Raw genomic sequence first — 12125 nt, 5'->3', positions numbered from 1 at the left:
AAGGACGACATGCATGGCAGCTGCTGATAACGACGATGGGATGCTTGAAACACGGCTAGTGCAGGTGCGTGGCCAGGTTCAGGGCATCGGCTATCGCGAAGCCTGCGTACGACGAGCCTGGGCCGTGGGCGTCACCGGCTGGGTACGGAACCGCATGGACGGTTCGGTGGAGGTGATGCTGCAGGGTTCGCCGGAACAGCTTGCCAGCATGTGCGCCTGGCTAAGCGAGGGCATGTCCGCAGCGCTGGTCGACGAGCTCGCGGTGACCGAGCTACAGCCGCCGTTTGCCCGCTTCGACCGCTTTGAGCGACTGCCCACACTGTAAGGCGGGCAATTCGCTACGGGGGGCAATGGAGGGGCTTCCATCCCACATGCCTGTCGGGCAGCCCCATTGTTGATGTCAACAGGATGGGGGGCAAGCGAACCGGGCAGCATTGATATGCCGCGCCGCGGCCCACACATTCGCCGAGCCGGTCGTGAAGACGTCATGGCGCACGCACCGACTACAGATTACCGGTACCAAACACATTCCCCCGAGCATCCATTCCACCGCACCCACCCATCCGTACCGGGTCATTCATCGGCAAACCAGTTGCGGGGTTCATGCACGCCACGTACCGCACGGTCTTGCCGTTCTCGTATCGACGAACACAATCCGCGTTGTTGCAGGACTCGGTGTAGCGGGTAACATTTCCGCCTTTCGGTTGTGCGGACGGCTGCCAGTCTGCTGCCCGCTGGCGCTTCTCGATTTGCGCACTGATTTGCGCAAGCGCCTCGGGTGCGGCGACCGGTCCGTCATTAAAGTATGAGTCGACCTGGTCGCACAGCTCGCCTTTAGCAGCCTGCTCGCATGCCGCTCGCGCCTTGCGCACGGCGTCCCCCTTGGACGGCTCCGCCGCCCAAGCCGTAGCAGTTTTGCTTTCGACCACGGCAATCCAGATGGAACCAGTGTCTGTCGTCTTCAGAACACATGACCTTGCTTCGCCGGCGCGCTTCTGGCATCCATCCAGTGCCATGCGTTCGGCCGCTGCGCGCGAATTGTAATTGGAGGCAACGAAGGCACCTCCGCTCCCCATTGCGACGGCATACCAACGCGCGCCTTCATCCCACGATGCAAGGTCTAGCCGGCATGAGCGCTTGAATGTCGCCTTGCAATCCTTCATGGCGGTTTGAGCCGCTACCGACGGATTCCTGTCAGTCGCTTCGGCTATGCCACCATCCCCTCGTGCGACAACCATGGCGACAGGGCCGGCTACCGGCTCTCCTACGAGCCGACATCCTTCGGACTTCTCGCTGCACCCTTGCAGAGCAAGTCTAGCGGCGTCCTCGGAGGAATTCGCATTGTTCTCCACGAAAGCGAAGCCACTGTCCGCATGCGCGACCGCGGTCCATGCGTGGGCATAGCCGCATGCGGCCACAAGCAATACGGCGACAACTAACCGTTCTTTATTGAACTTCATCGGTTTTTTCCTTTTGATGGTAGACGGAACCTCTGACTGCGGCACTCCGCCGCCTGGGTCACGAATACTTTCGTTTTGGGAATCCCCTTCGGAATCCCGCTGAAATCTGAATGCACGCTGCTGCATCCTTCCTGCGAGGCGCTAAAAACTTGAGCGAATGCGCCCATGCCGCCGGGCAGCATCGGCGTGACATCGACAAGCTCAAATCGCCGGTACCTCGCAGGTATCACCACAGCCATCAACAGCGAACGGTTCCGTGTCACGGAATTGGTGGCTGCGCCAGTCCGTCGGCTGCCTTGATGACCGTGTCTGGCCCAGCGGACGTTTGCGCTTCAAAAATGTGGTACGCCGCAACCGTTTCATGCCGGTCGTCGAGATGGCTGTTGACTCCGTCACAGTCAGCAGCGCCGCTGGCCGTAGTATCGCGACGATAAAGCCCCGTCCTTTCATTGGTTTCCCCTAAGTGAAGTTCCATCAGCGTGCGCCGCTCACGGAACCGACGAGCATCGAATATTCATAATTTCACTTATTACGACATTTGATGTCGTTAACTTTAGTCTGAACTGGCACCACACTTCGTGTCGTTTAACGACAACAGACGTGGTCATGGCGCGGCAATCTGTGGGAATACCGGAACGGCTTGGAAAAGCGATTGCTCGTGAGCGGACGGCGCGCGGCCTGACGCAGGAACAGCTCGCCGAAATTATCGGCGTCGAACAGGAAACCGTAAGCCGGTTTGAGCGCGGCGCGACCTTGCCGCCGCTGCAGCGGCTGATTCAACTCGCTGACTTCTTTGAAGTGCCGCTTGACTCTCTTCTTCGGGCGAGCTCGAATCGAATTGCCGACGAAGCAACCGATATCGCTGCGATGCTGTCCAGACTCGACGGACAGAACCGCGATTTCGTGCGTCGCTGGGTCGCCGAAATGTGCGAAAAACTGGCGAGGCGGAAATAGCCACGCCCGCGGTTAGAGCTTGTGAAGATGGCGACGACGCTTCTCGTGGCACCGATAACGTTTCTAAGCCCGCAAATACGCGGGGATTCCGCAGCCACTGGCGCTTGATGTGAATTAGCACCGCAAACGGCACCCAGCTCTTGCGCCGACACTTACAGCAAGTCGATGCCCATGTGAGCCCTCGCTCAGTTGGCTGTCACCAGCCGAGCAGGACCCGCAGCTGTTGCATAAGCCAGTCCGTTTTAATCGAGAATAGGCCCAGTTTTAGGGGCTATTCTTCTTGCCTTGGAAGAAAACCATTGCTACGCTTGCCTCCAGCTTAAGACGGCGCATGTGCCGAGCGCTCCATGCCTCGGGGTGCCTCGTCTTAAGCATTCTCTAACCGTGAAAAGAGGATGTCGATGGCAACGAAGACCGCAAAACCTGCAGCCAAGAAGGCTGTGACGAAGACAGCAACGAAAAAGCCGGCCCCGGCGAAGAAGGCGGCCGCCGCGAGCGCAGCGCCCAAGCCCCTGAAAGAGTCGTTTACGAAAGCGTCGCTGGCGACCCACGTTGCCACACAGGCCGGCGTCGAGCCGAAGCAAGCCAAGGCTGTGCTCGCGGCGCTGGAAGACACTATCCTCGGTTCTGTTCACAAGAAAGGTGCCGGCGAATTCACGCTGTCGGGTCTGCTGAAGATTGGCGTACAGCAGGTTCCGGCGAAGAAGAAACGCTTCGGCAAGGACCCGTTTACCGGCGAGGAACGCTGGTTTGACGCCAAGCCGGCGAGCGTGCGTCTGAAGGTGCGCCCGCTGAAGAAGCTGAAGGACGCTGCAGCCTAAACGCTGTACGGCTGTTTGAAGAGGCCCGCATTTCATGCGGGCTTTTTTATTGAATTGCGGCAACGCTCGACGTAAATGTCAATGCGCTCCGCCACGCTTCGGCCCCATGACGTAAGTATTGCCATCAAAAAGGTGGGAAGCGGCAGCTAGTGGACCGGCCTAGTCCGTCTCATACTCTACCGTGCGATTTCCGACGCGGATTTTTCGGCTTATCCGGCGCTTTCCCGTGCAAACTACGCCACTCATCGGTACCTGCGTTGTCGTACCGGCATTGTACTCGCGGGCGAGCCTGCCTGGCATGACATCAATGCGTAGCTTTCGGAAAGTCTCTGCGGCGATGGTTTCAAATGGGGCGGCAGGCGCCAATTGCCCAGTGAATCTATTGCGCCGCGTCTTTGCGTACACGCCCTTGCTCACACGCACGAGCTTGCCGTCCTGAACCAGCTTTGCAAGAACCCGACCCGCTTGAGCAGTGCTTCCAAGCGGCGCGAGTTCCGAGCGCAGAATGACGACGCCTTTCCGACGTCGAATTGAGCGCAGGATTCTGTCTTCAAGACTCATTGCGCGACAAATGCTGCTGGAGGACTTTGCGGACAATGGTTGCGACGTCGTCTGTGTCGACAACTACGGCCGCGGTCTCTGCACTCGCCGTGTCACCGGCCACAATGCTCGCACGCGCCAGTCCGTTCTTAACACGGATGTCCAGTCGAGCGAGCGGCTCGGTCTCGCTGCCGCATTTCCGACCAATGAGCACGCTCAAGTACTCGCCGTTCGGCCGCGGCGTGCTGTATTTGTCAGCACATAGTTCCAGCACCTTCAACGCTTCCTCAAGCACAGAGAAAGGTGGACGGTCGTACGGGACGACACTGCCATCGAGGTCGAACAGGTGCGCTAGCAAATCCAAGCTCCCCGTGTATTTGCCGTCATATGCAGCTATGGTCAAAACGGTTTCTTCACTCATCATCGTTTTGTCCCCAAGGTCATACGCTCCCACCTCCTGTTGCACGCGTGTCAGTTCTCGCAGCGCCGTGTTTCTAATCCGCTACCGGTCCCGGTGATACGCCTCCGCGCTCGCTCGGAGAACGTGCTTGAGCGTGGTCACATAGCCGCGACTGACGTTCAGCTGCCGCGCAACCTCGGCTACCGTCATCAGGGCGCTACTGGCGGTAGCTCTCGGCATGGTCAGCCTGCGCGTCCCTTTGCAAATGACCTTGCCCACACCGCGGGCAAAGCCGCTGCTGAGGCATCCATATCCGCCGCGACGGGGAAGTGCTTCAGCAGCGCGGCTGCGCGACGTCGCAAGCCATCATCTACGTTATCGCTCTCGCCATATGCGAGTTCTTTTAGCAGCTCACGCGTATGTAGGACCGCCAAGGTGCGCTCATAGGGCACAGTCATCATTCCCTCGCCATTGCTTCCAATTTTGCGTTCAATTCTGCAAGCACGCCCGGCTGCGCTATGCCATCAATCGGGTCCGTGCGCACAAGGTGGTCGAGGCACCACGATGGCCAGTGCAACCAGTCATCATCTAGTGCAAGCCACCTGTCAGCATCGCTAACGTTGCCCATCAAGAAAGTCCGACCAATCATGCGCCCATGCGCAGTCCAGCGGGTCGGGGTCTTCTTCAACCAAAGGTCGCCCGCTGTTGGCAATATTTCGCTGAAAGAAGGTGCGAGCAGGCTCCGGAATTTCGCGCAATCGCACGTAACGCCGGTTGCCGGACGCCGTGTGAGCAGGCACGTCTGGCAGCACAGGCCTTGGGGGCAGCTCCTCGCGTCCGCCGCTCAGTGCCGCAGCAATGCAGCGCGCAACGAGGTCCCACACCGACGCCGACCATCTAGGGTAACTGCGCACAAAAGCCATGTCGCCCACATCTCCGAGCAGGTCCTCCTGCAGGTCGACTTGATAGTCTGCGAGCGCACCATCTTTCACGCGGCCTATGTCGGCAGTTGCAATCACTCGTCGTGCAGACCCGCGGCCGCCTGGCCACAGTTCAACAGTTACTCTAAGCATTCTCGCCTCTCCTGCATCGTGTCATCGTGTCGTATGTATCTGCATTGCGCGGTCAGCGCTTCCGAAGGTAGGCAACAACCTTCTTGGCAACATCAACCACGCTTCTGTGTTTGCCGGCGGCCACGGTTTGTGATTGCCGCGCCGCGCTTCCTTTGTGGATGATGCGTACTCGGATTAAGCCGCCATTTGCGACTATTTGGACGCAGGCTTCCAGTCTCGGCTCGCTATATCCAGCTTCTTGCTGCTCAACGAACATTGTGCAGACGCGGGCAACAGGGTAAGGGCCGAGGGGCCACTCGTATCCATGTTCATGAAGCGCTTTGGATACCCTTGTCCAGAGGGGTTTCCTTGGGTCAATCTCGGCTGCCGCTGCGTACAGTGGGACCACGCCCCTTGGCTCAGTCTCATGTTCGCCCTCGTACATCTTGACCGAGGTGCGCGAGTATTGGGCGGCCCACGCCTCGGCGACTTCGCGTAGCCGCTTGCAATCACGGTCATCATTAAGCATTTGAAGCGGAGTATTTGCACCCAAAGCGCCGTGCGGTGTCGACAGAAAGTCGAGACGGCTGCCTGCAGGTGCGGAAGCGATAATTTTGCAAATTGCCTGCAGGCGTTCGCGGTCCAGTTCTGGGTCCGCCAGCAAAGCCGGGAAATAGTTAGTGCCATCGACATCCAGGCCGAAGACGCTGCCATCTGCGAGCAAGTGATTGAAACGCTTTTTGCTGATACCAAGTCGCGCACAGAATTCGTCTGCCGGCAGGAGTCCACCTTCCGCTATCATTTGACGCCGCACCTGACATGTTTGCTCACGAATATCATCTTCGAGAGACGCCGTGTCGGATGCTGACTTCTCAACTCCAGAATGCTTCGCCTCAATGCTTCCAGATTGGGACGACAGGGTAACGACTTGTTCAGTCCAGCTTTCATCGGTTTCAGCATTGCAGCCTATGGAATATCCGTGACTCGCAGGATGATGAACGTCTGTAGTGCTGCCATCGGCCTCGCGATGTCGCTCGCAGGTCCACGGTTTTGCAATCAAGACGACGTCGACGAGTTCTTGTGTATTCTTGAAGTCGGCATAGCGTGGAAGCAATAAAACGACTGCGTCCGGGTCAGCGTCTTTAAGGCGCGTCAACAATTCAGCGACTTTCATGCGCTCAACCGCGAAGCTTGGCAAAGAAGCGAATCGTGTTCACGACCACAACCCTCGCCAGCGTACACGCGTCCTCTAGCTTCAACTGCGGCGTGAAGGGCGAATTGCTAGCTGCCCACTCCGTCAACGCTCGCAGTTCCAAGATGTCCGAGCAGGTTAAATCTAATACCGTCGCCGCAGCGCTTACAATGTTTATGCTCGGATGTGCGACCCGCTCTAACGACAGGTTTTGCGCTTCCGAGAGCTCGCAAGAGGACAGGTAAATGCTTTCAAAAATGCACCGCATTCGTGTGTGCGGCGACAACGTGGCATTGAGCGCACTGTGCAGGAATTCGGCGCTGGCGGCTATCCGAGGTCGACGATGTTCAATCTCGCAGAGATGCTCGCTCGTTATGCCTCGCATGAGAGTTCGGTCGACGCCGGCAGCAATCAAAGTTGTTGAAAGTGACATAGAATTTGCCTCTGCTGTCCGAAACAAGCAGTATTCCGTGCAATGGTCTGGGACGCGGCGTGTTCCGGAGTTGCGCTGCATGCTCAAAGGCCTGGACGCCCTGACGCAGCCTCCAACACGCGACGCGAAGCGGTGACCACGTCGTCGCCAATGACGTAGGGGGATGGTGGAAGCTGTTCGACCGACTGACCCGTTTGTACGGTGGCGAAAGCGAACCTGCCCTCGCATCGAACATCAATTCGAAATGTGGTCGTTGCTGCAGTGCCTGTTGTCGCATAGTCGGATGTCTCATGAACGAAAATTGTGAAACGGTTCGACACCGGATATGGGCCACGTGGCGTCGGACAGCCAAGGGCCAATAACGCGCGCTGCCACGTCGACCCGCGGGATTCGATTGAGCTGGCATCGCACACTACGGACAAGGTGTCGCCACTGCAGTCACCGAGGTACACAGCGACGTCTGTCTGCAGGGAGGTGGTGCCTGGCGACAAGCCTGGAGCTCCGCTCATCGTCCTCTCGTCTGTAGGTTTGCGTCACAGCGTGTCCTTAGCAACGCGCTCATACACAACTCTTTTGGTGCCCACCTGAATCCGCCTAGTGATACGTCGTCGACCGGTTGTGACGACTGCCACCATTGGTATCTGTGTAGAACGACCAGAGTTGTAATCTCTCGCCAGGGTTCCCGGACCCACATCAATGCCGAGCTTGCTAAAAGCCTCGGCAGCTATGGACTCAAATGGGGCCGCCGGCAGTAGCGTCCCAGTGAAGCGATTCATTCGCGTCTTCGCGTAAATGCCGTGGCCCACACGAATCAGATGTCCGCTCGCGACCAACGTAGCTAACACGCGTGTCAGTTGGGACTGGCTTCCCAGTTTCGAAAGCTCGGACCGAAGAATGACGACGCCCGTACGTCGGCGGATTGAGCGCGCAACACGAGCCTCCAGCTTCATCTTGTCGTCAGTCGCTGTCGCGCCTGTGGCAAGCAAATCTCACCAGTGCTGCGTCGACTTGCATTTTGCAGAACGCGAGCAGCGTCAAAGGAGCGACTGCTCACGACGAGTCTCCCCGCCGCATACGGCGCATGATGTCTGCGACTGCGGGTTGATAGTCCAGGCTAGCTAGATGGAGCAGCACCGCAAGGCTAATTTCCGAAGCAGAATGAAATGGGGCCACGCGCAAGCGCGCGATTCTTACCGCCCGCTGGCCAGTGGCAACAGCCTCCCCGCGTACACGACCGGCCGAGTCAACAGATACAGTGAACCGAGCAGATGCATTCTGCACCGCCGCTCGCTCCCGCTCGACAAAGCACGTCACGTGCGCTACGCGGTCCCGCCGTGTAGTCGACGCCGGCCTGGCTGCTGTCACGCGACCGTCGTCCGAAACGAGCTGAGCGCTCTCGTTTCGATGTAAAGCGTGATACGCGTCTGCCCAAATATCTGGGGCGCCGCTGTGCTGTACGCAACGGGTGTACAGCTCTTGCGTGCATCGTAGGTCCGAGCCGAATCGGCCGACGCACACAGCAATGGCAATGTCCTCGCCCTGCCTGAATGTTGCATGGTCTACTGCATAAAACGACGTCACGACTGCTCCCTGTTTACAGCGCGTCGAATTCGCGCACACCGGCTACGTAAAGCACACGCATACGCAACGTAGAGAGCGCACTCACCGAATCGACGATTGCTGGCAAGCCGCCCAGTGCCCCAAGCACATCGCACATGCCGGCGCTATCTAAAGCGCGGAGACGCTGTTTAGCATTGCCACCATCCAGCAACTGAGCTCGCGGGAAAGGCCAGTCGCGAAACAGCTTCCGCGCGCTGCTCGCGCGATTGTCTAAAGTCAAGAGCCACCTCGATTGGGCGCCGTGCAAGCTCTTGCAGCCCGCCTAAAACCGATAGACGGAAGTGTAGGCGTTTACGTTGTACATGTAAATGTCTACACGTTAAATGTAGAACATTTGTCTGCTGTAGACATTTGTGTTGTCGTCATGAAAATGGCGGCATGACGAAATCTAGTGAACCAGTGACCCTGCGAGAGCGTTTCGCAAGAAACCTGAGGGCCTATCGCATTGAACTGGGGATGTCGCAGGAGGAGCTTGGCACTTACATTGGCGCCGACCGCACGACCATCAGTCGCTTGGAACGAACATCTCCCAACCTGACATTGGAACGCGCAGAGGCGCTCGCGAGGGCGCTTGACATCGATGTTCGTGTGTTAATGACTTTCTCTGGCAAGGGCGAAATCGAGCGACGCCCGCCGACCGGGGATGTCACTAGCGCCGCGGTTAGCGCCAAGGTCGCCAACTTGCGAGAAAAGATGGGCATCTCGCAGAAACAGTTGGGGAAGCTTGCGGGGGTTGACCGCAATTTCATCTCAAGGGTCGAAGCACCACACGGCCGCGGCACGCCCCTTCAGCTTGCGACGCTCGAAAAACTCGCAGCGGCATTTGGACTCCATCCAGTCGAGCTGCTTTAGGCCCGGGAGACTGGGCACACCGCTCAGCCAGCGATGGACGACATCGCTCCGCCAGCGAAGAAGTTCACAGTCGTAAAGCTGCGCGCGCGGTGGCAGGAGCCAAGGGCGGTGTTTTGCTCGCAGGGTGATTGTGCGGACTGACAGGCCGAGAAGTTCGGCAAGCTCGGAAGGGTCGAGATACTGGAGCAACGGGGCTGAGGTCATACAACGTATAGGGACCTTTTGGCTTGGTACGCATTCTAAAATCCAAGCAGCCCGGATATCGCCCCACCCCGAAAACTCCGGCTCTCCCGCCAGCCAAAGCGGGCAGGCATGAACATCGTTGACGAAGAGCTACGCGATGAGGACGTGGCATCTATCCGTCGCTTCTTCCAGGCCATGGGTAAGTTGGCCAGCTATTTCAAGGGCAAATTGCAAATCATCGTTCTGGACCATGCGGGCCCCAATGTTTGGGGCGAGCTCGATGCCGTCACACTGGTAGAGGAGTGGCGCGGAGACGAATACCTGGTTCCATAGGAGTGGCTGAGCATCGGAGACTAGGAGCTTCCGCCTGCCGTGGCTCTCTTCCACATTGCGTGCCGGCACTCAGGTGCACTAGCTCTGAGCCGTGTAGCGTCAAACCAAATCAGACGCGTCAGCCCTCACTTCTCCGGTTAAGTTCCGCGTCAAGTCGCGAAGCATATCGAACACGCCCTGGAATCCAACCAAGGACGGCGCGTCAAACGGTTTGACTCCTTGCTCAACTGCATCGGCAAATTGTTTTTTGCTCATGACCACAGGTTTGCTGCGTAAGCTACCGTATCCGACCACATCCGCATCAACGATGAGAGTCGTTGCCTTAGGGTGACGGTACATCACCTCTATGTTTCCGATGTGGTTACCATCCTGCTCGAACTCTTCCCTAGCGAACAGCCTTCGACCTTGGACATCCTGCTGCCAAAGGAAATCATCTAGGTACAGATGCTCTATACAGATTTGCGAACGGTCCTGTCTGTGCGTTGGAATCGGAAGAACCAGCGAATATGTGTTGTTTCCGTGATGCTTCAACTTGCCGTATTTGTCTTCGGCCTTTTTCGCGAAATCGCTATCACGGTCAAAGACATAGACTTGTATTTGATGTCGGAATTCGTCGCGTTTCGCGTCGTTCAAACAGTTTTGCCACAGCTTACCCTCCCCGCGCGGGCGGTCAGAATGGTCAGCCCAGTCGATGTTGAGGTCTGCGTACTGCCCCTCTGCCTTGAATCGCTGAAGTGCAACCCGCAGATGCATTGTGTCCGTAACCCCTTCCGTGTACAGCATCAGGCGGGGCGAACTGACCTGCAGTTGCTCTTCTGCTCCCAACTGGAAGCCGTCGTCCAATTTTGCGACCTTCTTCGCGAGAGAGAGGTACGTTGTGTCGTCAGCGCCTTTAACAAAACGGACAAATCCGAGTCGGCCACGGATGACCTCCCGGAAATCCGCAGGCGTGCCCTTCCAATCCGGTCGATTGCGCTTGTAATGGTTGGCGAAGAACCACGAAGCTGCCGACTCCTCCCCGAATTTGGTCCAGACGTGGAGCACAGTTCTCAGACCCCGGACATATTCGCGGCTGACATTAACTTTCTCGTTGACAGTCAGACCAGTGACCTGTTGCCGACTGCTTCTGTCGAATATGCGCGTCTTCCCGTCGTTGATTGTGAAACCCTGCTGGGCAATAAGCGCGCGTAGCCCGTCACCGACGTTTGCTTGAATCGACACACCATCAGGCGCTGTGGGCGAGCATATTTGAGGGCTCAGACGCTTCAAACTTGTTGAAAAGACCAAGTCATCCGCGTAGCGAGTGTAGAAACACCGATGTTCTTTCGCCATCCGCTTCAGTTCAAAATCGAGCGAACGGCAGATGAGATTAGAGACAATTGGTGAAGTCGGGGCCCCTTGGGGCAATTCATTGCCATCCATCACAATCTGTGTCAGTACGGTCGCCAGCTCGTCGTTGAAATGGAACGGATGTCCTCGGAAAACACCGAGAACTCGCCCGAAGTTGATTGACGGAAAAAAATCCTTCAAATCAATGCGTGCCACCCATTTCTGTGCGACGTGAATGCGCGCTTTTTGCGCGATGTTCTTGCCTTTCACGTACCCATAGACATGCTGTCGCGGACGGTACTCTTTCGCAAGTTCAGACGCGAGAATCCGTTGAATCTGTTTTAGCAAGGGCACTGGGACGCGAAGTAACCGGTCGTCACCATTCCGCTTCCTTATTGTTTCGGTCTTGTACCGATGTGCCGGTTTAAGCCTGTATAGCAGGAAGTTGAGTTTCGCTGGTTTGATGCCGAGAAACTGGCACAGTTGCGCTTTTGACGTCAATTGAGTGAAGCCGCTAAAAAGCGCTTCTTGAGTATTGGTGCCCATCAGGTTCAACCTATCGCTAGCTGCCTGCATCCCTGGCGGCATCCCCCGTTGGTCGGCTTCTCAGCTCCCTTTTGGAGTCGGCCACGGAAGTAATGGGGTAAAGTTCGAGAACCGTGACGAATACATCACAGAAAAACAACCCGATGGGCGTTGGGATTATACGGAATTTCCACTCAGATTGTGATGATGCAGACGCATCGTCGACACCATATACGCCTCACGGCGTGCGCTTCAAAGCGTGTTGAAGGATTCGCTTGATTTCAGCCAGTTGACGTCGACCTTCTGCCCGGCAATGTCCCAAGCGTAGTTGAAGGTTGAAGGCGGCGGTTCCCCGTTGGGAATCCGAGAGAATCGGGTTTCCACGACCAACCTTCCCGGACAGGGAACCAAGGAGAACCGCCACATGAAGC

General features: G+C 57.3%; 15 protein-coding genes. 5 read left to right on the top strand and 10 right to left on the bottom strand.

All coding sequences use genetic code 11. The annotated features are described in order from the left end of the window. The first annotated feature begins 13 nt into the window (after positions 1-13). The gene (locus L5014_RS35175) at positions 14-325 is read left to right on the top strand and encodes an acylphosphatase (RefSeq protein ID WP_238468490.1); all 312 of its coding nucleotides are present in this window, start codon (positions 14-16) and stop codon (positions 323-325) included. Positions 326-503: 178 nt separating this feature from the next. Here L5014_RS35175 and L5014_RS35170 read toward each other — a convergent pair whose 3' ends face one another. Next, positions 504-1460 (bottom strand): DUF4189 domain-containing protein, encoded by a 957-nt coding sequence (locus tag L5014_RS35170; protein ID WP_238468489.1) that lies wholly within the window; start codon positions 1458-1460, stop codon positions 504-506. Between the two features lie 606 nt (positions 1461-2066). Between L5014_RS35170 and L5014_RS35165 the strand changes: the two genes are divergently transcribed. After that, the gene (locus tag L5014_RS35165; RefSeq protein WP_238468488.1) at positions 2067-2414 is read left to right on the top strand and encodes a helix-turn-helix domain-containing protein; all 348 of its coding nucleotides are present in this window, start codon (positions 2067-2069) and stop codon (positions 2412-2414) included. 395 nt (positions 2415-2809) lie between these two features. Beyond that, positions 2810-3235, top strand: coding sequence for an HU family DNA-binding protein (locus tag L5014_RS35160; protein ID WP_420800194.1), 426 nt, complete (start codon positions 2810-2812; stop codon positions 3233-3235). 159 nt (positions 3236-3394) lie between these two features. On the opposite strand, the gene L5014_RS35155 is transcribed toward L5014_RS35160, so the two are convergent. The 8 genes from L5014_RS35155 to L5014_RS35125 all read right to left on the bottom strand — a co-directional run bounded on the left by L5014_RS35155 (position 3395) and on the right by L5014_RS35125 (position 8692). Continuing rightward, positions 3395-3796, bottom strand: coding sequence for a DUF6088 family protein (locus L5014_RS35155; RefSeq protein ID WP_238468486.1), 402 nt, complete (start codon positions 3794-3796; stop codon positions 3395-3397). Further along, the gene (locus L5014_RS35150; protein WP_238468485.1) at positions 3786-4199 is read right to left on the bottom strand and encodes a hypothetical protein; all 414 of its coding nucleotides are present in this window, start codon (positions 4197-4199) and stop codon (positions 3786-3788) included. The genes L5014_RS35155 and L5014_RS35150 overlap by 11 nt, the downstream gene beginning before the upstream one ends. A gap of 218 nt (positions 4200-4417) precedes the next feature. Next, positions 4418-4633, bottom strand: a complete 216-nt coding sequence (locus L5014_RS38900; RefSeq protein WP_338019381.1) for a BPSL0761 family protein — start codon at positions 4631-4633, stop codon at positions 4418-4420. Between the two features lie 156 nt (positions 4634-4789). Next, on the bottom strand, positions 4790-5194 hold the full coding sequence (locus tag L5014_RS35145) for a hypothetical protein (RefSeq protein ID WP_338019380.1): 405 nt from the start codon (positions 5192-5194) through the stop codon (positions 4790-4792). Between the two features lie 106 nt (positions 5195-5300). Beyond that, positions 5301-6401, bottom strand: coding sequence for a hypothetical protein (locus L5014_RS35140; protein ID WP_238468483.1), 1101 nt, complete (start codon positions 6399-6401; stop codon positions 5301-5303). Between the two features lie 4 nt (positions 6402-6405). Next, positions 6406-6852, bottom strand: coding sequence for a hypothetical protein (locus tag L5014_RS35135; RefSeq protein WP_238468482.1), 447 nt, complete (start codon positions 6850-6852; stop codon positions 6406-6408). Positions 6853-7385: 533 nt separating this feature from the next. Beyond that, positions 7386-7802, bottom strand: a complete 417-nt coding sequence (locus L5014_RS35130) for a DUF6088 family protein (RefSeq protein ID WP_238468481.1) — start codon at positions 7800-7802, stop codon at positions 7386-7388. A 644-nt stretch (positions 7803-8446) separates the two neighbouring features. Continuing rightward, complete coding sequence (locus L5014_RS35125) at positions 8447-8692, bottom strand: hypothetical protein (RefSeq protein ID WP_238468480.1); 246 nt, start codon at positions 8690-8692, stop codon at positions 8447-8449. Positions 8693-8850: 158 nt separating this feature from the next. Here L5014_RS35125 and L5014_RS35120 point away from each other — a divergent pair, with 158 nt between their 5' ends. After that, positions 8851-9324, top strand: a complete 474-nt coding sequence (locus L5014_RS35120; RefSeq protein ID WP_238468479.1) for a helix-turn-helix domain-containing protein — start codon at positions 8851-8853, stop codon at positions 9322-9324. A 312-nt stretch (positions 9325-9636) separates the two neighbouring features. Next, positions 9637-9840 (top strand): DUF3732 domain-containing protein, encoded by a 204-nt coding sequence (locus L5014_RS35115; RefSeq protein ID WP_238468478.1) that lies wholly within the window; start codon positions 9637-9639, stop codon positions 9838-9840. A gap of 99 nt (positions 9841-9939) precedes the next feature. Here the strand turns inward: L5014_RS35115 and L5014_RS35110 are convergent, their stop codons facing one another. Continuing rightward, on the bottom strand, positions 9940-11715 hold the full coding sequence (locus L5014_RS35110) for a reverse transcriptase domain-containing protein (protein ID WP_238468477.1): 1776 nt from the start codon (positions 11713-11715) through the stop codon (positions 9940-9942). Between the last annotated feature and the right edge of the window lie 410 nt (positions 11716-12125).

Origin of the sequence: Paraburkholderia tagetis (assembly GCF_022213065.1) — a bacterium.
Taxonomy (GTDB): Bacteria; Pseudomonadota; Gammaproteobacteria; order Burkholderiales; family Burkholderiaceae; genus Paraburkholderia; species Paraburkholderia tagetis.
The sequence above is the reverse complement of the archived record's forward strand: the minus strand, read 5'-3'. Positions and strand labels throughout refer to the sequence as shown.

Bases quoted from the DNA above. Each gene is read 5' to 3' on its own strand.
- L5014_RS35155 (WP_238468486.1), bottom strand. From the start codon at position 3,796: ATGAGTCTTGAAGACAGAATCCTGCGCTCAATTCGACGTCGGAAAGGC.
- L5014_RS35140 (WP_238468483.1), bottom strand. From the start codon at position 6,401: ATGAAAGTCGCTGAATTGTTGACGCGCCTTAAAGACGCTGACCCGGAC.
- L5014_RS35135 (WP_238468482.1), bottom strand. From the start codon at position 6,852: ATGTCACTTTCAACAACTTTGATTGCTGCCGGCGTCGACCGAACTCTC.
- L5014_RS35170 (WP_238468489.1), bottom strand. From the start codon at position 1,460: ATGAAGTTCAATAAAGAACGGTTAGTTGTCGCCGTATTGCTTGTGGCC.
- L5014_RS35160 (WP_420800194.1), top strand. From the start codon at position 2,810: ATGTCGATGGCAACGAAGACCGCAAAACCTGCAGCCAAGAAGGCTGTG.
- L5014_RS35110 (WP_238468477.1), bottom strand. From the start codon at position 11,715: ATGGGCACCAATACTCAAGAAGCGCTTTTTAGCGGCTTCACTCAATTG.
- L5014_RS35175 (WP_238468490.1), top strand. From the start codon at position 14: ATGGCAGCTGCTGATAACGACGATGGGATGCTTGAAACACGGCTAGTG.
- L5014_RS35120 (WP_238468479.1), top strand. From the start codon at position 8,851: ATGACGAAATCTAGTGAACCAGTGACCCTGCGAGAGCGTTTCGCAAGA.
- L5014_RS35130 (WP_238468481.1), bottom strand. From the start codon at position 7,802: ATGAAGCTGGAGGCTCGTGTTGCGCGCTCAATCCGCCGACGTACGGGC.
- L5014_RS38900 (WP_338019381.1), bottom strand. From the start codon at position 4,633: ATGACTGTGCCCTATGAGCGCACCTTGGCGGTCCTACATACGCGTGAG.
- L5014_RS35150 (WP_238468485.1), bottom strand. From the start codon at position 4,199: ATGATGAGTGAAGAAACCGTTTTGACCATAGCTGCATATGACGGCAAA.
- L5014_RS35165 (WP_238468488.1), top strand. From the start codon at position 2,067: ATGGCGCGGCAATCTGTGGGAATACCGGAACGGCTTGGAAAAGCGATT.
- L5014_RS35115 (WP_238468478.1), top strand. From the start codon at position 9,637: ATGAACATCGTTGACGAAGAGCTACGCGATGAGGACGTGGCATCTATC.